Source organism: Microbispora sp. NPDC049633, assembly GCF_040675265.1.
Classification (GTDB): Bacteria; Actinomycetota; Actinomycetes; order Streptosporangiales; family Streptosporangiaceae; genus Microbispora; species Microbispora maris.
In genome coordinates this window covers 1-19,134 of the sequence record NZ_JBFAOO010000080.1, presented here as the reverse complement: position 1 = coordinate 19,134, position 19,134 = coordinate 1, and the positions used below count along the sequence as shown (strand labels likewise).

The window sequence follows — 19,134 nt, the reverse complement described above, 5'->3', positions numbered from 1 at the left end:
CAAATGGGGTCCACCCAACGCCGGGAAGAGCCACGCACATCCGGGAGAACGCCGTGACACCTGAGGAGATCGAGCGCGCCGTCGAGGAGGGCATGCCGCAGACGGTCGAGGATCTCAAGCGCCTGGCCGCCATCCCGTCCGTCGCGTTCCCCGGTCACTCCGAGGCCCCGGTCCTGGAGGCCGCGGCGCTCGTGGAGCGCCTGCTGCGCGCCGCCGGCCTCCCGCACGTCCGGCAGATCCCCATCGAGGGCAGTTTCCCCGCCGTGTTCGCCGAGGCGCCCGCGCCGGACGGGGCCCCGACCGTGCTGCTCTACGCGCACTACGACGTCCAGCCCGCCGGCGACCTCGCCCTGTGGCGTACGCCGCCGTTCGAGCCCACGGTCGTCGACGGGATCATGTACGGCCGGGGCACGGCCGACGACAAGAGCGGCGTCATCACCCACGTGGCCGCGCTGCGCGCCTTCAACGGCCGGTTCCCGGTCGGTGTGAAGGTCATCATCGAGGGCCAGGAGGAGTACGCCGGCGAGCGCCTGGAGGCCTTCGTCGAGGCCAACCCCGACCTGCTGCGCGCCGACGCCATGGTCATCGCCGACGTCGGCAACCCCGAGGTGAACGACCCCGCGCTCACCACGTCGCTGCGCGGCATGGCCGCGTTCACCGTGGAGGTCCGCACGCTCGCCGAAGCCGTGCACAGCGGCGCGTTCGGCGGCGCCGCGCCCGACGCGCTGGCCGCGCTCATGCGCATGCTGACCGCCCTGCACGACGACCAGGGGAACGTCCGGGTGCCCGGCCTCGAACCGGGGACCTTCCCCGGCGAGGCGCCGTCCGAGGACGACTTCCGCTCGCTCGCCGGAGTGCTCGACGGCGTGTCGCTGGTCGGGAACGGCTCGCTGTCCGACCGGCTCTGGGCGTCGTACGCGATCACGGTGACCGGGCTGGACGTGCCTACCGTGACCGGCGCGATCAACGCCGTCCAGGCGGTGGCCCGGGCCCGCGTCACGATCCGCATCCCCGCGAGCGGGAACGCCAGGCAGGCGCTGAACGACGTGACGGCCTTCCTGGAGAAGGTCGCGCCGTGGGGGGTCAAGGTCTCCTTCGGCGACTTCGTCAGCGGCTCCGGCTTCCAGATCGAGCCGGGCGGCCCGGCCATGAACGCCGCGGAGCGCGCGCTGGAGCGCGCCTTCGGCCGGGCGCCGCGCCAGGTCGGCCAGGGCGGCTCGATCCCGCTGGTGGCGGCCCTCGCCCGGCAGTTCCCCAAGGCCGAGATCCTGCTGTACGGCGCCGAGGACGACGGCGCCTCGATCCACGCCCCGAACGAGCGGCTCGTGCTGGAGGAGCTGCGCCGCGTGGTCACGACCGAGGCCCTCTTCCTCGCCGACTACGGCGGCTGGCACGGCGCGGCCTGAGCCGCCGCGCCGCAGGCGCGGCAATCAAACACAGAAGGCCCGGTGGCTGGGGGGACCACCGGGCCTTCCGTTCGTTCCCGCCTGCGTGCGGGACGTTTACCTGTAGGTGATGTCGGAGGAGTTGTAGAGGCAGTTCGTGCCGTCGGGCCCCTCACCGATCTTGGAGGGCTCGCTGCCCTTCGGGACGCCCTTGTACTTCTCGCAGATCACGATCTTGTGGCTGGAGTCGTTCACGATCGTGATGTTGGAGAAGCGCGCGGTGTCGCCCCAGTTGGTGTTGATGCCGGCCAGCGTCTTGCCGGGGGTGGTCGCCACGATGTTCGACATCTGGACGTGACGCTGGTAGGAGTTCGTGCAGTTGCCGCAGGCGCGGTAGAGCTTGCCGAAGTTCTGCACCTGGAAGTTCTTGATGATCATGGTGCCGGGGCCGTTGTGCTGGAACACCTTGTCGGAGGCGCTCTTCGCCCCGCCGCCGTCGATGGTCATGACCTGCGACGACGAGCTGCCCAGCAGGGTGGCGGCGTCCTCGCCGACGTCCTCCCACCAGACGTTCTGCAGCGTGCAGCTGCCCAGGCAGTGGATGCCGTCGGCGCCGGGCGAGCCGATGATCACGTTCCTGAGCGTCGCGCCGTTGGCCAGCTCGAAGAGCGGCTTCTGGCTCTCGCTCTGCCCGCCGTCACCCATGCTGCCGCTGGCGTAGTAGCGCTTCAGTCCGCCGTCGAGGGTGCCGGAGACGCCGATCGTGCTGGTGACCGCCTGCGAGCCCTGCGGGCTGGGCCAGCCCGACGGCTGCGTCGGGTTGGTCGTCGGGGTCTTCGTCGGTGTGGCGGTGGGAGTCGACGACGGCTGGGACCCGGTCGGCTGGAGGGTCCACTGCTTGGTGGCCGCCGAGTCGCAGGAGTTCTGCTGCACCAGCGCGCCCGAGGAGGTGGAGTTGTCCTTGGTGTTCAGGCATTTGTCGCTGTTGGCGTTGACGACCCGGTAGGTGGAGCCCGAGGCGGTCAGTTCCCAGGTCTGGGAGGACGCTCCGGTGCACGACTCCTGCTGGACGGCCTTGCCGGCGGAGGTGGAGGCGCCGGCGACCCCGGCGCACTTGCCGCTGTTGCCGGCGGCCAGGCGGAAGCCGCTGCCCTGGGTGGACAGGTTCCAGGTCTGGTTGCTCGCGCCGTTGCAGCTGGAGACGGTGAGCTGCACGCCGTCGGAGCCGCTGCCGCCGGGAACGGTGAGGCACAGGCCGCCGGCGCCGTTCACGATCCGGTAGGCGCCCGCACTGGGCCCCGCACTGGGCGCCGCGTTGGAGACGCCGGTGAAGACGCCGCCGACCAGGGCGGCGACCCCGGCGACGGTGCCGATCACCCCGAATCCGGTTCTGATTGTGGTTCTCAAAGCCGAGCTCCTTGCATGTCGTGCAGGACCCCTGACCGAGGGGGTTACTCCTGATCCCGCAGGGAGGTGTTCAAGAATGCGAACAGCATTCATGAGGAGGAACAGCAGGCTTCAAATTACGGACCTGTTGACCACCGGTCAACGACTTCGCCCGCCCGGGTCCGCAGGCCGCCCGGACGCTCACCCCGCTTGGGCAGGTGGAGGCGGACACGAGTCCTTTGAGATCATCGTGAAACGTTCACGCCGGGACACGGGGAGAGATCGCGGATGACCGAGGGATCGAGGACGCCGTTCAGCGAGTGGCTGCGGTCGGAGAGCGAGCCGGACTGGACGGCGGTGATCACCCACCCCTTCGCCGCGGCGATCCGTCGCGGCACCGCCGACATGCGCCGCTACCTGGAGCAGGACTTCCAGTTCGTGGACGCCTTCACGGCGCTGCTCGGCGCGGCGGTCGCCGCTGCGGACGGCTTCGAGTCACGGGTGGCCGTGGGCCGCTTCCTCGGGCAGACCGTCGCCGACACCGAGCGGGGCTACTTCCACCGCGCGCTCTCCGCTCTCGAAGGTGATCCGAACCCGCCCGCCCTGGAGCCGGTGACGGCCGAGTTCCGGGCGCTGATGGACGAGGTGCGCCGCGGCCAGGACTACGCGGGGATCCTGGCGGTGCTGTGCGTGGCGGAGTGGACCTACCTCGGCTGGGCCTCGCAGACCACCGAGCCGCCCGAGGGCTTCGTCCACCGGGAGTGGATCGAGCTGCACAGCGGGCCGGAGTTCGAGGCGTGGGTGGGCTTCCTGCGCGGCGAGCTCGACCGGCTCGGCCCCGGCCTCGACGAGAACGGGCGGGTCCGGGTGCTCGACGTCTTCCGCCGGGCGACGGCCCTGGAGCGCCGGTTCTTCGACATGGCGCTCGGTTAGGCACGCAGGGCGAGCGCGGCGAGGCGGCGCAGGGACAGGCGTAGGAAGATCGCGCTCACCGGCCCGGCGACCCGCCAGCCGATCCGTCCCACGCGGCCGAAGGGCACGTGAAGCTGCTCCTCCCAGATGATCCTGCTTCCGCCGCCGGGACGGGGCAGCACGTGGAACCGGCCGACGCCGCGCACGACCCGGCCCGTGTGGCGGACCTCCACCTCGTGCGGGGGCCGCCAGCCGGTGACGTCCATCGTGTCCACGAACGACAGCGGGCCGACCCCGGTGGCCGCCGCGAGCCGGCTCCCCCTGCTGCGGCCGTCACCGGCGACCACCCATGCCCGGGTCAGCACCATCCACTCGTGGTGCCGGGGCCAGTCGGTCAGTACGGCGAACACCCGATCCGGGCTCGCCTGCGCGTCCACCGCCACCGAGAGGGTCTCCACTCCGTGGGTTCTACCCCAGGAAGGTGATGTCGCGCGTGGGGGCGTCGCCGGCCGCGAACTCCAGCAGCCGCGCGCCCTCGGCGGCCAGCGCGTCGCGGGTGGCGGCGCCCAGCGGCCCGAACGGCTCGATCTCCAGGACGGCGGCCTCCCCGGCCCGCCCCCGTTCGATTCGCCACAGCCCCGCCACGAAACCGTCGACCAGGATGGTCGCGCGGATGATCCCGTTGACCGTGAAGACCCGCGAGCGGTGCTCCTCGGCCATCACCCGCGTCCGGTCGGCGTGCGAGAGCAGCAGGTTGTCGAACTCCCCGAGGAACCGCACCGGCGCCTCGGCGTCCGCGCCGGGCAGCGGCGCCCCGGGCAGGTCGAACAGCTCCACCCCGTGCTCGTCCCGGTACGTGACCAGGTCGAGCCCCTTGACCACGGAACGCAGCCCGGTCAGGCCCGACCAGGTCTGCATGTCCTTCACCGACGCAGGCCCGAAGGCGCGCAGGTAACGCAGCACCATGTCGCCGGCGGCCGAGCCGTCGCCGAGCGGGCGGCCCAGCCACGACTCGGCGGGGACGTGCCGGGCCTGGCCCGATGAGCCCCAGACCCCGCGCGGCGGGACCTGCACCAGCGGCACGACCGCGCGTACGGCCTGGGCCAGCGCGTCGAGGCCCGGCCACCGCTCGCCGAGCAGCTCCTCCAGCTCGGCGAAGCTCAGCGGCCGCTCCTCCATCAGGGCGCGGGCGGCGCTCGCCACCTCGCCGAGGTCCACCCCGTCCAGCCGTCTGCCGTACGACGTGCGCAGCAACCGATCGAGGAGCGGCTGTATGACCGGGCGCAGGGCCAGGCAGTCGTCGGCGCTGACGAGGTGGATGGTGCCGCGCATCAACGCGATCCGTACGGCGGCGCGACCGGTGAGCAGATCGGACAGGTCCTCGTGCCGGAAGTCCAGCAGGCGGTTCCACAGGCCGACGTAGGCTGAGAGAGGAGCCTGCGACTGCATGCCCACCAGGTGCTCGATCGCGGTGAGAGCCTTCGCGTCGTGGCGGCGCAGCAGCATCTGGCGGTCGAGCAGGGCGCGGTTGAGCTCGCGGCGGGTCAGCACGCCGCAAACATAACGCCCGGCACCGACAGAACCGGGGGGTGCCGCTGATGATCACTATTGACGTCCCGCTGTGGTCCGCACGACTGCGCGCGCTGCGCCGCGGCCGGCTGTGGAGCCGCCGCGATCTGGGACGACGGCTGACCGAAGCCGCGGGGGAGGCCGGACCCCGGCTGCCCGCGGACGCGGTCCACGCGTGGGAGGAGGGAGAACGGCGGCCGGACGCCCGCCATGCGGAGCTGCTGTGCCGGGTGTTCGGCGTGGACGAGGCGGACCTGTTCGTCGGCGCGTCCTCGGGCACGACCCGGTGGCACCACGTCACCGGCATTCCGCTGCTGCCCGGCCTCTTCCCCGAAGAGGAGGAGGAACGCGTCGGGCGGGCCGTCGAGCGGCCGTCCCGCGCCGACACCGGCACGGTCCGCTACTTCGAGACGCTGACCGGCGCCTGCGCCGCGCCTGACGGCAGGCCCGCCGACCTCGCCGCCGCGCTGGGGCCGGTCTTCGCGGGGGTCGAGACGTTCCGCGGGGAGGCCCCGCCGCGCGTACGGCGGGCGCTGCAGACGCTCGCGACGCGGGACGCGGAGCTGATCAGCCGCATGGAGCACGAGGCGGGCGACGCGCCCGGCGCGCGGGCCTGGTCGGACCGCGCGATCCGCGAGGCGCGCGAGACCGGCGACACGCTCACCGAGGTCCTGGCACTGGTCCAGCGGGCGGAGCTGATCGACGCCGCCGAGCCGGGCGAGATCGTCGAGGCGGCCGTGGCCGCCCGTGCGCGTACGGGTGTCCCGGCCGAGGTGGGGACGCTGTCCCGGCGGCAGGAGGCCCGCGCGCACGCGCTGACGGGTGAGGTGGAGCTGTGCCACCGCTGCCTCGAAGAGTGCCTTGAGGAGTGCCCGGAGGAGCGCCTGGAGGAGCCGGGCGAGACGCGGGCGGAGCTGTGCGCGGGCTGCCTGGTCGACCTCGGCCGGCCGGGCGGCGCGATCGAGCTGCTGGAGGGGGAGCCCGCGCCGGCCGCGCCCGCCTACTTCGCGGCGTACGTGCTGGCCCGCCAGGCGCACGCGTACGCGGAGGCGCACGAGCGGGAACGGGCGGCCGACCTCGCGCGGCGGTCCCTCGCCCTGGCCCGCCGTGCGGGGGCCGCCCGCGCGCTGCGCGAACTGGCCCGCGTCCATCTGCCGCCACCCGCCGGGACGCGCAGGCGCGTCCTCGTGTGACGACACGCCGCTGTTAGGTTGTGGGCGTTTCGCCTGAATCCTGTGAAGGGACGCCCATGCCGGCCGGATCCTCGCTGCCGCCTTCCCTGCTCCGGGCGCTGGCCCGCCCGGTCCCGCCGGGGAGCCTGGCCGACGTCGAGCACGTCGTCTTCGTCATGCTGGAGAACCGCTCGTTCGACCACTATTTCGGCCGGATGCGCGGGGTGCGGGGGTTCGGGGACCGCAACGCGGTGTCCACCCGGGTCTGGCGGCCGATCTTCGAGCAGGACGGCGTGCTGCCCTTCTCCGCGCGGGAGGCGGCCGAGCGGGCCGGGGCGGACCCGATGCTGCTCGACACGCACGACCACACCTGGCTCGGCACCCAGAACGCCTGGGCCATGGGCTGGAACGACGCCTGGGTGCCCAACAAGGGGCCCGGCTCGATGGCCTACTACGACCGGCTCGACCTGCCCTTCCACTACGAGCTGGCCGACACGTTCACGATCTGCGACGCCTACCACTGCTCGCTGCTGACCTCGACCACGCCCAACCGCAACTACCACGTGACGGGTCACACCGGGTACGAGCCGGGCACCCGGCAGCGCGCGCTGGACAACGTGGCGTCCGAGGGGGCGGAGGGGCATCCGGGCTACGACTGGGTCACCGTGCCCGAACTGCTGACGGGGGCCGGGCACACCTGGCAGGTGTACCAGGAGTGGGACAACTACGAGTGCAACAACCTCGAGTTCTTCCGGCCGTATATGGCCGTGATGGACCGGATCGGGCTGGGGAGCATGCGCTCCTTCTACGAGAAGGTCCGGGCGGCGGAGGACCCGGCGCCGCTGCTCGCGGAGCTGGACAGGCGGGTGGCCGCCCTGGAGCCCGCCGACCGCGACCTCTACGACAGGGCGCTGCGCCGCGCCTCCGTGGGCGGCCTCGGAGACTGGTTCGCCGCCGACGTGGCCGCCGGACGCCTGCCCGCGGTGTCGTACGTCGTGCCCTCGCTGGCCGACTCCGAGCACCCCGAGGGGTCGTCGCCCGTGGAGGGCGGGCAGGTCCTCTACCGGCTGCTCGACGCGCTGGGGTCGCATCCCGACGTCTGGGCGCGGACCGCCCTGTTCGTCACCTACGACGAGAACGACGGTTTCTTCGACCACGTGCCGCCGCCGGTCCCGCCCGACGGCACCCCGGAGGAGTTCGCCGGCGGGCGGCCGCTGGGCCTCGGCATCCGCGTTCCCATGATCGTCGTGTCGCCGTGGAGCGTGGGCGGCCATGTCTGCTCGGAGACGTTCGACCACACCTCGACCGTACGGTTCCTGGAGCGCCGCTTCGGGATCACGGCTCCGATCGGGGAGTGGCGGCGCCGGGTGGCGGGCGACCTCACCTCGGCGTTCGACTTCGCCACGCCGGTGGCCGCGCTTCCCGCGGCGGCCGTCGCCGCGCCGCGGCCGGTCCCGGCGGGAGACCGGTGGTATCCCCGGGTCCCCGACGAGCAGCGGATGCCGGTCCAGGAGCCGGGGGTCAGGCCTGCCCGCGCGCTGCCGTACCAGCCGGACGCCGAGGCCGTCGTGCGCGCGCGGTCCGTGGAGATCACGCTGCGCAACTTCGGCACGGCTTCCGCCCACTTCATCCTGTACGGCCACCTGGGCGAGCTGGCCAAGCCGGCGCACTTCGACGTCCTCGGCACGGCGGAGGAGGTGGTCTACTTCCCCGGCCCGGGCTACGACCTGCTGGTCGTCGGGCCCAACGGGTTCCGCCGGGAGTTCCGCGGTGGAACGGCCGACCCGGTGGAGGTGACCGGCGCGATCGACGCCGGCGCCCGCGCCGTGTCGATCGCGGTGACGAACCGGAGCGCCGTCCCCGTCGAGGTGTCGTTCGCCCCGATGGCCTACGGCGGAGCGGCGCGTACGGTCCCGATCGCGCCGGGCGGCACCGCGCACGTGGAGTGGCCCGCGCCGACGGGGTGGTACGACCTGATGGTCGGCGTGACCGGGCACGACGGGTTCGCCCGGCGCCTGATGGGACACATCGAGAACGGCCGCCCGAGCGTCACGGGGTGACGCCCGGGCGGGAACGCGGGTCAGGCGCGGATGAGCGGCGTGTCCACGAGGTGCTCGGCGAGGAACCACGCCTGCAGCTCGCCCGTCCGGATGACCTCGGAGACGAGCAGGTCGTTGGTGCCGTCGTCGCCCATCTCGGCCGCACGGGAGGCGGCGTCGTGCGCCGCGACCAGGATCGTCTCGTGCGCCTCCAGGAGCCGGGAGAGCATGGCGGGCACCTCCTCCACGCCGTCCGGCGGCCGCGGGATCACGGTCATCTCCGCCACCTGGCGCGGATCGCCGACCGCGACGCCGCCGAGCGTCTGGATGCGTTCGGCGATCGCGTCGATGATCGGCAGCTGCTCGCCCGCGTGCTTGTCGAGGAGCAGGTGCAGCTGGTAGAAGGTCGGCCCCCGCATCAGCCAGTGGTGCTTCTTGTACAGGTTGTAGAGGATCTGCGTGTCGGCCAGGATCTGGTTGAGCCGCTGACAGGAGTATTCGCGGGTCTCCCTCGGCATCCCGACCGGGAAGTCGCGCACCGTCCCGAACGCCTGTATCTCGGTGCCCCTCTGGTGGAGCCAGGGCTGGCTGCTCTCCCGCATCTTGGAGGAAGGGTTGACGCTCAAGGTGTCTCTCCTCGCTCAGTCGGTTTTATGTCCGATAGAGAGTCTTTCGCCAGGTATGTCCTTTAAACGCCTTCTAAGGGCTGGTTTCACCCTTGTGACAGGGTGACCTGCGGATTCTCCGACAGCCGGGCGGCGGTGCGCTCCGCCGTACGCCTGGCCCAGCGGCCGGTCGTCGCCAGGGCGACCGACAGCACGATCAGCCCGTACAGCGCGTTGACGCGGAATGCCGCGTGCGCGGCCGGGACGAACGCGGCGTTCGCGCCGGAGACGGCGCCGGAGACCATGGACCCCGCGATGGCCACGCCGAGGGACTGGCCGACCTGCCTGCTGGTCGAGGCGACCGCGGCGGCCACTCCCGCCTGCGCGAGCGGCATCCCGGAGACCGCCGTGTTGGTGATCGGGGGGTTGAGCATGCCGAACCCGACGCCGAAGACCGCGTAGATCCCGAGCAGCAGGGGGAGGGGTGTGGTGAGGGTCACCTGGGACAGCAGCGTCCCGGCGGCCGTCAGGCACACGCCCGCGACGACGAGCGGAAAGCGCGGGCCGCGGGTGCCGACGAGCCGGCCGGAAAGCGGCCCCACGATCATCGTGATCACCGCGACCGGCAGCGTGCACAATCCCGCGGCGAGGGCCGACAGCCCGCGATTGCTCTGCAGGTAGAGCGTGTTGAGGAACAGGAAGGCCCCCAGGCCGGCGAACCCCGCCACCGCCATGACGGCCGCGCCGGAGAACGGCGCGCTGCGGAAGAAGCGCATGTCGATGAGCGGTTCCGGCCTGCGCAGTTCGCAGACGACCAGCGCGGCGAGGGCCGCCGCCGCGACCGCGAAGCAGGCCGCGCTCACGGCGGCGCCCGCGGCCGGGCCCTCGATGATCCCGTACGTGAGCGTGCCGAGCAGGACGATGACCAGCACCTGCCCGACGGGGTCGAGCCTCCGGGCCGAGGGCGCTTTGGACTCGGGGACGTACCGCCAGGTCAGGAACAGCGCGAGCAGGCCGATGGGCACGTTGATCCAGAAGATCGCGCGCCAGTCCACCGTGTCGGTGAGCAGGCCGCCGGCCACCGGTCCGAGCGCCATGCTGACGCCGACCACGCCGCCCCACACGCCGATGGCCTGCGCGCGCTCCCTGCGGTCGGTGAACGTGTTCGTGATGATCGACATGGCCACCGGGTTGAGCATCGAGCCGCCCACTGCCTGGAGGATCCGGGCGGCCACCAGCCAGCCCAGGCTCGGGGCGAGGCTGCACAGCAGCGACGCGGCCGTGAAGATCACCAGGCCGGTCTGGAACGTGCGGCGGCGGCCCACCCGGTCGGCCGTCGACCCGGCGAGCATGAGCAGGCTCGCGAGCGTCAGCGTGTAGGCGTCCACCGTCCACTGCAGGCCGGAGACCGGCGCGTGCAGGTCGCGTCCGAGCGCCGGCAGGGCGACGTTGACGATCGTGTTGTCGAGCGACACGATCAGCAGGCTCATGCAGCAGATGAGAAGGACGAGTATCCGCCGTCGGCGAGTCATTTGCGACACCACACCACACAACCGTACATATCCGGTCATGCATCGCTTGCGGCAGGGCAAACCGAATGTAATTCTGCTCGCATGCGTGCGACGGCGAACGGTATCGAGATCTGCTACGAGGTGTTCGGCGAGCCCGGAGGACGCCCCGTCGTCCTCATCATGGGGCTCGGGGCACAGATGATCAGCTGGCCGGAGGAGCTGATCGGGCTGCTGGTGGAGTCGGGCCACCGGGTCGTCCGGTTCGACAACCGGGATGTGGGCCTGTCCACCCACTTCACCCCGGCGGACGACTCCACGCCCCCGGCGTCGTACACCCTGGACGACATGGCCGACGACACGGCCGGTCTGATGGACGTGCTGGGCTGGGAGAGCGCCCACGTGGTGGGCGCGTCGATGGGCGGCATGATCGCGCAGACCCTCGCCATCCGCCACCCCGCCCGGGTGCGCACGCTGACCTCGATCATGTCCACGCCCGGGCCCCGGGTGGGGCGTGCGACCGAGGAGGCCATGGCGGCGCTGACGGCGCCCGCCCCGCAGGACCGCGAGGAGGCGCTCGCCCGCGCCGTCGAGACCGCGCGGGTCATCGGCTCTCCCGGCTACGAGATGGACGTCGAGCGCGTCACCCGGGTGGCGGCCGAGGCCTACGACCGGGCCTTCGACCCCGCGGGCACCACCCGGCAGTTCATCGCGATCCGGAGGTCGGGGGACCGTACGGAGGGGCTGCGCGGGCTCTCGGCGCCGGCGCTGGTGATCCACGGCGAGGACGACCCGCTGATCACGCTCGAAGGCGGGACCGCGACCGCGGACGCCATCCCCGGCGCGAAGCTGCTGACCTTCCCGGGGATGGGCCACGACCTGCCCCGCCCGCTCTGGCCGGTCATCGCGGAGGCGATCACGGAACTGACCGGGCGGGGCTGACCGGGCTTCAGATCTCGAGCTTGTCCTCGATCGCGCGGAGCTGGTGCCGGGCCATCGCGAGGTTGGCCCGGTTGCGGTCGAGGGCGAGGTAGAGGAACAAGCCCTTGCCGCCGCGGCCGGTGAGCGGCCGGATGATGTGATACTGCGTGCCCAGCGTGATGAGGATGTCCTCGATCCCGTCGTTGAGCTTGAGCGCGTCCATCGCGCGGAGCTTGGCCTTGACCACCTCGGTGTTGGCCGCGGCGGCCACCTGGAGGTCGAGGTCCTTGGAGCCGCCGAGCGTGCCCAGCGCCATCCCGCTCCCGTAGTCGGCCACCGCCGCGCCGACCGCGCCGTCGATGGTCAGCATCTCCTTCAACGAGACGTCCATGTTCGCCATGTCTCTTCTCCTGTCCTGGGTTGTCATCCGCGTTCGACGATGGCGGCGATCTTGTTCGCCGCCCTGCGTCCCTCGATCCGGAGCAGGCCGAGGTTGGCTCCCTGACCCGCGAGAACGGTGAGGACGAGCGTGGGGCCCGCGGCGTAGCACGCGGTGTGCCCCTGGGTGCCGGAGATCAGCGTCTCCTCCAGCCGCCCGATTCTGGCGAGCTCGGTCATCTTCCGGCTCAGCGACAGCAGCGCCGACGTGAGCGCCGCGGTCTGCTCGGTGTCGGCGGCCAGGTCCGTGGTCACGAGCATGCCGTCGACCGTGCAGGTGAGCGCGCCGGTGATCTCGGGCGCCCGTTCGCGCAGGACGACCAGTTCCTCGTGTATGTCGTGGCGCAGATCCACGGAGACACCCCTTCCGGCCCGCTTGAGCCACCCGATCACTACAGCGCCTCCAGCGCGTCACGCAGTCTGAGCAGCAGGTTCACGTCGGTCGCGTCGGCGTTCACCTGCGGTAGCCCCGAGCCGGTCCGCTGGGGCTCCTCCCGGGGGGCCGGCGGTTTGGGTGTGCGCTTGGGCAGCGCCGCGGTCTCGGCCGTCACCACCAGGCCGGCGGCCGCGAGCTCCCGGACGGCCAGCAGCGTGGAGTAGGCCGGGCGGCCGAGGCGGCGGGCCAGCTCGACCGGCGTGGCGCTGGAGTCGGCGGCGAGCAGCAGCTCCCACTGCAGCCGGGTGAGCAGCGCGTGCGAGCCGGGGATCCGCCGCAGGGGCGTCACCGGCCGCGCGTCCAGCTCGGCCGACGGCCAGGCCCGCTCGAGGCGGGCCCGGCGCCTGGCGCACTCGCGCAGCAGCCCCGGCACGTCGAAGAACCAGTGGACCCCGAGCCAGTGGGCCTCGCCCTCCCTGAACCTGGTCCTCACCGTCTTCGACGACGCGACCAGGAAGAACGCCGCGTCGAGTGTGGCGGACAGCACGCAGAACTCCAGCTCGCCCCGGCTGAGCACCCCTCGGTCCACGAGCAGCGCGCCGCCGTCGCCGCCGGGACCGGCCTCCTGCCGCGCGTGCCGGACCCCGTTCGCGCTGATCCGGCCCGACGCGCCGAGCAGGCCCTCCACGCCGGGCGTGGCCGCGCACTCCACGTACGACACCCGGCCGTGGTCGTAGTAGACCGTGCCCTCCTTGCCCACCCGCAGTGAGCCGGTGGCCTCGTCCTGGGCGAGGCCGGTGAGCACGGCGTCGAGAGTCGGAGCGGCCACCGGTCAGGCTCCCATCAGGAGGCGACCAGCTCGTCGGTGATCGTGCGCAGCCGCCGCCGGGCCAGGGCGAGGTTCGACCGCTCCACGTCCAGGCGCAGGCACAACAGCAGCGGACCGTCGAACATCATCTCCATGGGCCGCACCAGGTGATACGCCGTGCCCGTGGTGACGATCACGTCCTCGATCCGGAAGCCCGTCTCCTGGGACGCCAGCGCGATTCCGTCGAGCGTGGCGCGGTACGCCTCGCTGAGCCCCGCGGCCGCCCGCCCGGGATCGGGGATCCCCTTTCCGGCGACGGCCATGCCGCTGGTGTGGTCCACGAGAATGGCGCCGAGCGCCCCCGGGATCGACATGGCCTCGGAGAGGCAGTCCTCTATCCCGATCAACCCGTAACTCCTCGCCTCGCCGATACAGCGCGGCCAACACTAGAGGAGCAGGTGAACGGGCTTCCCGAGCCGAAAACGACTCGGATAAACGGATTAATCCGGAAGAATAAGAATTCTCCCTCTCGGAATGGTAATCCCGATTTTCGTGAAATTTCCTCATGTCGCCGGGGATGGCGCACCCACCCCGGCGCGGCGGCCAGAATGGGAGGCGTGGAACGCATTCTGGTCAGCGCCTGCCTGCTCGGCAGCAAGGTGAGGTACGACGGCGAGGCGAAGACGAGCGACGACGAACTGCTGGCCCGCTGGCGCGCGGAGGGGCGGCTGGTGCGGTTCTGTCCCGAGGTCGAGGGCGGGCTGCCCATCCCCCGGCCGCCCGCCGAGATCGAGGGCGGCGCGGGCGGCGCGGCCGTCCTGGCGGGCGCGGCGCGCATCCTGACGCCGGAGGGCGACGACGTGACCCCCGCGTTCCTGTCCGGCGCGCAGCAGGCCCTCGCCGTCGCCCGGTCATTCGGCGTACGGGTCGCGATCCTGAAGGAGGGCAGCCCGTCGTGCGGGTCGCTGCGGATCTACGACGGCGGCCACCGGGGGAGGACCACCCCCGGGCAGGGCGTGACGACCGCGCTGCTGGAGCTGAACGGCGTCCGCGTCTTCGGCGAGGACCGGATCCCGGACGCCGCCCGCTATCTGGAGTCGCTTACGGAGACAGGGGATCCGAGGTGACGATGACGGCCTTCTCGTCGGGCTTGTGCACCAGGACGTTGTCCACGTAGGACCGCACCGCCGCCTCCAGGCCGACGTCCTTGCCGGCGGCCTCCGACATGTACCAGCGGTGGTCGAGCACCTCGTGGAAGAGCTGGGCCGGCTCCAGCTTGCGCCGCAGATCGGCGGGGGTGGCGTTCACCACCGGCTGGAACACCTCGGCCAGCCAGCGGTGGGCCACGATCGCCTCGTCCTCGTGCCGCAGCCCGTTCGACACCCGGAACGAATCGAGGTCGTTGAGCAGCCGCCTGGCCTGGTTCTCCTCCACGTCGAGGCCGGTCAGGCGCAGCAGACGGCGCTGGTGGTGCCCGGCGTCCACGACCTTGGGCCGGACGATCAGCCGGGAGGTGCCCGCCTTGCGGCGCACCATCATCTCGGCGACGTCGAAGCCGAGGGAGTTGAGCCGCCGTACGCGCTGGTCCACCCGGTGCCAGTCGACCTCCTCGATGATCTCGTCCTCGGTCAGCTCGTCCCACAGCCGGTGGTAGCGCTCGACGAGCTGCTCGGCGAAGGCCAGCGGGTCGATGGTCGGGTGGAGCAGGCCGCCCGCCTCCAGGTCGAGCATCTCGCCGTAGATGTTGACGTGCGCCACGTCGATGTCATGTGACCGCTGGCCCTCGCTGATCGCCGGATGGAGCTCGCCGGTCTCGGCGTCGACCAGGTAGGCCGCGAAGGCTCCGGCGTCCCGGCGGAACAGCGTGTTCGACAGCGAGCAGTCGCCCCAGTAGAAGCCGGTCAGGTGGAGCCGTACGAGCAGGACCGCGAGCGCGTCGAGCAGGCGGGTCAGCGTGTCGGGCCGCACCGAGCCCGACAGCACCGCGCGGTACGGCAGCGAGAACTGCAGGTGCCTCGTGATCAGGGCGGAGTCCAGTTCGGAGCCGTCCGGGGCGGTCCGCCCCGTGACGACGGCGACCGGCTCGACGGCGGGCGCGTCGTGCCGTGCCAGGTCCCACAGCAGCTGGTACTCCCGCTTGGCGTACCGCGTGCTGATCTCCTTGATCGCGTACACCCGGCCGCTGAGCCGGGCGAAGCGCACCACGTGCCGGGAGATGCCGCGGGGCAGCGTCACCAGGTGGTGGACGGGCCACTCCTCCAGGGGGACGTCCCACGGCAGGCGGATCAGGTCGGGGTCGCTGGGGGCGCCGGTGATCTGCAGGGGCACCAATCGCTCCTTATCTGGGGGCTTCCACACAAGTGTCGCGGATAGAGTCGGGCGCTATGACGCTGGTGGACGAGTTCATCGACTGGTACCTGGCCGAGAACCCGGTCAGGGCGGCCCTCCTCGGGGCCGACGGATACGACCGCACGCTGGGCGACCTCAGCGCCGCCGCCTTCACCGCACGGGAGCGGGCGGCCGAGGAATGGCTGCGCAAGCTGTCGGAGGCGACGCCCGAGAGCCCCGAAGACGAGATCGACAGGGACCTGGTCGCCGCGCATCTGCGCGGGCAGATCGCGCAGGCCCGCTGGCCCGAGTGGCGGCGCGAACCGGCCGCCTACCTCGGGGTGATCTTCGGGTCGATGTTCACGCCGTTCCAGCAGCGCCTCAAGCCGGAGGCCGAGCTGGTCGACGCCGCCGTCGCGCGGCTGGCCGAGGTGCCCGCCGTGCTCGCCGCCTGCCAGGCCAACCTGGACCCCGATCTCGCGGCCGACCTGCTGGTCAAGCGCGGCCTCGACCAGGCCCGTACGGGACGCCGCTTCCTGACCGAGACGCTGCCCGCGCTGGTCGGCGACCCGGACCTGCGGGCGCGGCTGGCCGCGGCCGCCGGGCCCGCGGCCGACGCGTTCGACGGGCTGGTGCGCTTCCTGGAGGGCTTCGCGGCCCGCGGCACCTGGCGGATGGGCGAGGAGCTCTACTCCGCGCTGCTGCGCGAGCAGGAGATGCTCGGGTACGGCGCGGCGGAACTGCACGAGAAGGGCCGCCAGGCCTGGGCCGAGCTGGACACGCGGATGACCGAGGTCGCCGCCCGCCTCGGTTCCGGCAGCTGGCGGGAGGCGATGGAGTCGCTCATGGACGACCACCCGCCGACCCTGGAGGCGATGCGCGCCGAGTACGAGGCCGAGACGCTGCGGGCGCGCGAGTTCGTCCGCGAGCGCGGACTGGTGACCTTCCCCGAGGGGGAGGTGTGCCGGGTCGAGCCGTCGCCGGAGTTCCAGCGGCCCATCATCGCCGTGGCCAGCTACCTCGCCCCGCCGCCGCTGTCGTCCTCGCGGGACGGCGTCTTCTTCGTGCCGTACACGCCGGACGGCTTCACCGAGGAGCAGGTGCGGCAGCGGCTGCGGACCAACTCGCGCCCCCAGATGCCGTCGATCAGCGTGCACGAGGCCTATCCCGGCCACCACTGGCACCTGTCCTGGATGGCCGGCAACCCGCACCGCGCCCGCAAGATCTTCCGTACGCCCTACTTCGTGGAGGGCTGGGGGCTCTACGTCGAGAAGCTCATGCACGAGCAGGGCTACTTCGACACGCCTCAGACCGAGCTCGCCCACCTCGACTGCCGCATCTGGCGGGCCGCCCGGATCGTGGTCGACACCGCGCTGCACTGCGACGACATGTCGATCGAGCAGGCGGAGGAGTTCCTCACCACGAAGGCGTCGCTGTCGCCGGGCACCGCCGCCGGTGAGGTCAGCCGCTACTGTGCCTGGCCCACCCAGGCGCCCTCGTACCTCACGGGGGCCCTGGAGATCGAGCGGATCAGGGCCGACTACCCCGGCGACCTGCGGACCTTCCACGACACGATCGCGGGCTCCGGCGGGCTTCCGCTCGGCCTCGCCAGGAAGGTCGTGCTGGGTTAGCCGGTTTCGTCAGCCGTTGAGGGCGCGTTCGATGACGGCGGTGAGCTGGTCCTCGGTGAGCACCGAGGGCCGGCCCACGCCGAGAGCGCGGACGTAGACCTCGCACAGCCACTCCAGCAGGCGCGTCGCCTCGAACGCCTGCTCCAGGCCGCCGCCGATCGTCACCGCGCCGTGGCTGGCCATCAGGGCGGCCTGCCTGTCCCTGATCGCGGCGATCACGTTGTCCGCCAGTTCGGGCGTGCCGTACGTCGCGTACGCGGCGACCCGGACGGCGCCGCCGAGCAACAGGGCGTTGTAGTGGATCGGCGGCAGCTCGGTCATGGTCGAGGCGACCACGGTCGCGAAGACCGAGTGGGTGTGCACCACCGCGCGGGCATCGGTCGCCTGGTACAGCGCGAGATGCATCGGGGTCTCCGAGGACGGCTTGCGCTCCCCGTCCACGACCCGCCCTCCGAGGTCGACCACGGGGCAGTCCTCCGGGCGCAGCCGGTCGAGCGCCACGCCGGAAGGTGTGACGGCGACCAGATCACCGTCCCGGGCGCTCAGGTTCCCCGATGTGCCGATGACCAGGCCGAGGGCCGCCGCCCGCCGGCCGTACTCGCACAGCTCACGCCGCAGCTCATCCACCCGCTCATCCACGCGGGCGAATCTACACAATCGGCGGTGTTTCGTGATGTCCTGATCTCATGTACGAGGCTTCCGAATGGCGCCGCGAGGGGGACACGATCCGCAGGACCGTGGTCGCCCGAGACTTCCGTACGGCCATCGCGATCGTGAACGACATCGCCGAACAGGCCGAGGCGCTGAACCACCATCCCGACATCGACATCCGGTGGCGGACCCTGCATCTGGCGCTGACCACCCACGACGCCGGCGGTCTGACCGACCTCGACTACAAGCTCGCCGCGCGCATCGACGCCATCGTGGCCGATCACGAGGCCGGATCGCCGCAGTAGCACTCATTCTCTCGCCGGGTAGAGGGCCACGACGGGGATGACGCGGGAGGTGCGTGCCTGGTAGTCGGCGAAGACCGGGACCAGCTCGGCCTGGCGGGCGTACATGCGGTCGCGCTCCTCCCCGGCCAGCGGCACCGCCGTGGCGGTGAACGTCTCGATCGCCGTCCCGTCGCCCGCCTCGACGGTCACGGTGGGATTCGCCAGCAGGTTGTGATACCAGTCGGGATGGCGCGGCGCGCCCGCGTAGGAGGCGAAGACGAGCAGCCTTTCTCCGTCACGCAGGCACGCGACGGGGTTCGTCCGGGCGGCGCCCGTCCTGGCGCCCGTGGTCGTCAGCAAGATCAGCGACGTTCCCTCGAACGGCCCGCCGACCTTGCCGCCGTTCGCCCGGAACTCCTCGATGATCTTGTCATTCCAGTCGGACATGCTGCGATGGCTCCTGAACCTCGATGTGTCCGCCCCGATAGCGAAGCTCCTCGGAGATCAACATAGCCAACGGGTGACGGCCCGAGCCCGCAGGAGGGGGGTCCATGCCCTCCTGCTGCTCACGAGGAACCGGGGTGGTGTGAACCGGCGCCAGGCAATTTGCCCCAATTCTTTTCAGCCTGTGATTCCACCTTATTGGCTTGCCGACTTGTCGAGTCCTCGTGCTGGCTGAAAGAATTAATACAGATTTTCGAATTCGACTGGGGAGGTGCGATGGATCTGTTTGACACTGCTCCTGTTACTCCTCGTCGTTCGAATGATGGCGATGACGGCTGGTGGGATCGGCTGACCGCTGATTCTCCTTTGTGGTCGGCGGAGGGTTCGCTCGCCCGCGACGACACTGTGGATAACGGCGCGGCCGCTGACACCGAGAGCATGGGCGGTGACGCCGCCGATGGCTGTGCCGCCGATGATTCTGGGGCGGATACCGCTGGCGCGGGTGCCCGGCGTCGCCCGTCGTGGGTGTTGGTTGGTTCTGTTCGCGAGTCGGCGCAGTCGTTGGCGCTGGCGCCGGTTCCGGACGATGTGGACATCTGCCTGGCCGAGGCCGAGGAGTTGTTGTTCGCGCGGGATCGGATCACGTGTGCTCTTGCTGATCGGGTGGGGCGGGTGCA

Annotated in this window: 21 protein-coding genes; 9 read left to right on the top strand and 12 right to left on the bottom strand. The window is 71.6% G+C overall.

Annotated elements, in window-relative coordinates; translation table 11 throughout:
- The first annotated feature begins 53 nt into the window (after positions 1-53).
- On the top strand, positions 54-1,406 hold the full coding sequence (locus tag AB0J39_RS21190; RefSeq protein ID WP_363467243.1) for a M20/M25/M40 family metallo-hydrolase: 1,353 nt from the start codon (positions 54-56) through the stop codon (positions 1,404-1,406).
- 96 nt (positions 1,407-1,502) lie between these two features.
- Here AB0J39_RS21190 and AB0J39_RS21185 read toward each other — a convergent pair whose 3' ends face one another.
- Complete coding sequence (locus AB0J39_RS21185; protein WP_363467240.1) at positions 1,503-2,792, bottom strand: pectate lyase; 1,290 nt, start codon at positions 2,790-2,792, stop codon at positions 1,503-1,505.
- A gap of 267 nt (positions 2,793-3,059) precedes the next feature.
- Between AB0J39_RS21185 and AB0J39_RS21180 the strand changes: the two genes are divergently transcribed.
- Complete coding sequence (locus tag AB0J39_RS21180) at positions 3,060-3,704, top strand: TenA family protein (RefSeq protein WP_363467237.1); 645 nt, start codon at positions 3,060-3,062, stop codon at positions 3,702-3,704.
- On the opposite strand, the gene AB0J39_RS21175 is transcribed toward AB0J39_RS21180, so the two are convergent.
- Positions 3,701-4,141 (bottom strand): SRPBCC family protein, encoded by a 441-nt coding sequence (locus tag AB0J39_RS21175; protein WP_363467234.1) that lies wholly within the window; start codon positions 4,139-4,141, stop codon positions 3,701-3,703. The genes AB0J39_RS21180 and AB0J39_RS21175 overlap by 4 nt on opposite strands.
- 10 nt (positions 4,142-4,151) lie before the next feature.
- On the bottom strand, positions 4,152-5,234 hold the full coding sequence (locus tag AB0J39_RS21170; RefSeq protein ID WP_363467231.1) for a winged helix DNA-binding domain-containing protein: 1,083 nt from the start codon (positions 5,232-5,234) through the stop codon (positions 4,152-4,154).
- 47 nt (positions 5,235-5,281) lie between these two features.
- Between AB0J39_RS21170 and AB0J39_RS21165 the strand changes: the two genes are divergently transcribed.
- Both AB0J39_RS21165 and AB0J39_RS21160 read left to right on the top strand, forming a co-directional pair.
- Complete coding sequence (locus tag AB0J39_RS21165; RefSeq protein ID WP_363467229.1) at positions 5,282-6,445, top strand: helix-turn-helix transcriptional regulator; 1,164 nt, start codon at positions 5,282-5,284, stop codon at positions 6,443-6,445.
- Between the two features lie 56 nt (positions 6,446-6,501).
- Positions 6,502-8,484, top strand: a complete 1,983-nt coding sequence (locus tag AB0J39_RS21160; protein ID WP_363467228.1) for a phosphocholine-specific phospholipase C — start codon at positions 6,502-6,504, stop codon at positions 8,482-8,484.
- 20 nt (positions 8,485-8,504) lie between these two features.
- On the opposite strand, the gene AB0J39_RS21155 is transcribed toward AB0J39_RS21160, so the two are convergent.
- Positions 8,505-9,065 carry a DNA starvation/stationary phase protection protein gene (locus AB0J39_RS21155; protein WP_346230933.1) on the bottom strand — a complete coding sequence of 187 codons (561 nt, stop codon included), beginning with the start codon at positions 9,063-9,065 and terminating at the stop codon, positions 8,505-8,507.
- Between the two features lie 110 nt (positions 9,066-9,175).
- Positions 9,176-10,600: an MFS transporter gene (locus AB0J39_RS21150; protein ID WP_363467225.1), complete on the bottom strand. Its 1,425-nt coding sequence runs from the start codon at positions 10,598-10,600 to the stop codon at positions 9,176-9,178.
- Positions 10,601-10,681: 81 nt separating this feature from the next.
- Here AB0J39_RS21150 and AB0J39_RS21145 point away from each other — a divergent pair, with 81 nt between their 5' ends.
- Complete coding sequence (locus AB0J39_RS21145; protein ID WP_363467222.1) at positions 10,682-11,518, top strand: alpha/beta hydrolase; 837 nt, start codon at positions 10,682-10,684, stop codon at positions 11,516-11,518.
- Between the two features lie 7 nt (positions 11,519-11,525).
- On the opposite strand, the gene AB0J39_RS21140 is transcribed toward AB0J39_RS21145, so the two are convergent.
- The 4 genes from AB0J39_RS21140 to AB0J39_RS21125 are packed head-to-tail and all read right to left on the bottom strand — an operon-like array spanning position 11,526 to position 13,526.
- Positions 11,526-11,897 carry a hypothetical protein gene (locus tag AB0J39_RS21140; RefSeq protein WP_363467219.1) on the bottom strand — a complete coding sequence of 124 codons (372 nt, stop codon included), beginning with the start codon at positions 11,895-11,897 and terminating at the stop codon, positions 11,526-11,528.
- Positions 11,898-11,920: 23 nt separating this feature from the next.
- Positions 11,921-12,289, bottom strand: a complete 369-nt coding sequence (locus AB0J39_RS21135) for a roadblock/LC7 domain-containing protein (RefSeq protein WP_169987882.1) — start codon at positions 12,287-12,289, stop codon at positions 11,921-11,923.
- Between the two features lie 38 nt (positions 12,290-12,327).
- Positions 12,328-13,140, bottom strand: coding sequence for a helix-turn-helix domain-containing protein (locus AB0J39_RS21130; protein WP_363467216.1), 813 nt, complete (start codon positions 13,138-13,140; stop codon positions 12,328-12,330).
- 14 nt (positions 13,141-13,154) lie between these two features.
- Positions 13,155-13,526 (bottom strand): roadblock/LC7 domain-containing protein, encoded by a 372-nt coding sequence (locus AB0J39_RS21125; protein ID WP_363467215.1) that lies wholly within the window; start codon positions 13,524-13,526, stop codon positions 13,155-13,157.
- A 210-nt stretch (positions 13,527-13,736) separates the two neighbouring features.
- Here AB0J39_RS21125 and AB0J39_RS21120 point away from each other — a divergent pair, with 210 nt between their 5' ends.
- Entirely contained in the window at positions 13,737-14,246 is a 510-nt protein-coding gene (locus AB0J39_RS21120) for a DUF523 domain-containing protein (protein WP_363467212.1), read from the top strand.
- On the opposite strand, the gene AB0J39_RS21115 is transcribed toward AB0J39_RS21120, so the two are convergent.
- Positions 14,221-15,447 (bottom strand): DUF4032 domain-containing protein, encoded by a 1,227-nt coding sequence (locus AB0J39_RS21115; protein ID WP_363467209.1) that lies wholly within the window; start codon positions 15,445-15,447, stop codon positions 14,221-14,223. The genes AB0J39_RS21120 and AB0J39_RS21115 overlap by 26 nt on opposite strands.
- A gap of 56 nt (positions 15,448-15,503) precedes the next feature.
- Between AB0J39_RS21115 and AB0J39_RS21110 the strand changes: the two genes are divergently transcribed.
- A complete protein-coding gene (locus AB0J39_RS21110) occupies positions 15,504-17,078 on the top strand; it encodes a DUF885 domain-containing protein (RefSeq protein WP_363467207.1) in 1,575 nt (524 codons plus the stop codon).
- A 9-nt stretch (positions 17,079-17,087) separates the two neighbouring features.
- Here the strand turns inward: AB0J39_RS21110 and AB0J39_RS21105 are convergent, their stop codons facing one another.
- Positions 17,088-17,717, bottom strand: a complete 630-nt coding sequence (locus AB0J39_RS21105; protein ID WP_363467204.1) for a class II aldolase/adducin family protein — start codon at positions 17,715-17,717, stop codon at positions 17,088-17,090.
- A 47-nt stretch (positions 17,718-17,764) separates the two neighbouring features.
- Here AB0J39_RS21105 and AB0J39_RS21100 point away from each other — a divergent pair, with 47 nt between their 5' ends.
- The gene (locus AB0J39_RS21100) at positions 17,765-18,034 is read left to right on the top strand and encodes a 4a-hydroxytetrahydrobiopterin dehydratase (protein WP_169987896.1); all 270 of its coding nucleotides are present in this window, start codon (positions 17,765-17,767) and stop codon (positions 18,032-18,034) included.
- A gap of 3 nt (positions 18,035-18,037) precedes the next feature.
- Here the strand turns inward: AB0J39_RS21100 and AB0J39_RS21095 are convergent, their stop codons facing one another.
- Positions 18,038-18,460 carry a nitroreductase family deazaflavin-dependent oxidoreductase gene (locus AB0J39_RS21095; RefSeq protein WP_363467201.1) on the bottom strand — a complete coding sequence of 141 codons (423 nt, stop codon included), beginning with the start codon at positions 18,458-18,460 and terminating at the stop codon, positions 18,038-18,040.
- A 273-nt stretch (positions 18,461-18,733) separates the two neighbouring features.
- Between AB0J39_RS21095 and AB0J39_RS21090 the strand changes: the two genes are divergently transcribed.
- Positions 18,734-19,134, top strand: a 401-nt coding sequence (locus AB0J39_RS21090) for a hypothetical protein (protein ID WP_363467198.1), incomplete at its 3' end; no start/stop codon positions are given.

Excerpts from the sequence above, each read along its gene's own strand:
- AB0J39_RS21100 (WP_169987896.1), top strand. The coding sequence starts at position 17,765 with ATGTACGAGGCTTCCGAATGGCGCCGCGAGGGGGACACGATCCGCAGG.
- AB0J39_RS21180 (WP_363467237.1), top strand. The coding sequence starts at position 3,060 with ATGACCGAGGGATCGAGGACGCCGTTCAGCGAGTGGCTGCGGTCGGAG.
- AB0J39_RS21110 (WP_363467207.1), top strand. The coding sequence starts at position 15,504 with ATGACGCTGGTGGACGAGTTCATCGACTGGTACCTGGCCGAGAACCCG.
- AB0J39_RS21095 (WP_363467201.1), bottom strand. The coding sequence starts at position 18,460 with ATGTCCGACTGGAATGACAAGATCATCGAGGAGTTCCGGGCGAACGGC.
- AB0J39_RS21155 (WP_346230933.1), bottom strand. The coding sequence starts at position 9,065 with ATGCGGGAGAGCAGCCAGCCCTGGCTCCACCAGAGGGGCACCGAGATA.
- AB0J39_RS21140 (WP_363467219.1), bottom strand. The coding sequence starts at position 11,897 with ATGGCGAACATGGACGTCTCGTTGAAGGAGATGCTGACCATCGACGGC.
- AB0J39_RS21165 (WP_363467229.1), top strand. The coding sequence starts at position 5,282 with ATGATCACTATTGACGTCCCGCTGTGGTCCGCACGACTGCGCGCGCTG.
- AB0J39_RS21145 (WP_363467222.1), top strand. The coding sequence starts at position 10,682 with ATGCGTGCGACGGCGAACGGTATCGAGATCTGCTACGAGGTGTTCGGC.
- AB0J39_RS21150 (WP_363467225.1), bottom strand. The coding sequence starts at position 10,600 with ATGACTCGCCGACGGCGGATACTCGTCCTTCTCATCTGCTGCATGAGC.
- AB0J39_RS21160 (WP_363467228.1), top strand. The coding sequence starts at position 6,502 with ATGCCGGCCGGATCCTCGCTGCCGCCTTCCCTGCTCCGGGCGCTGGCC.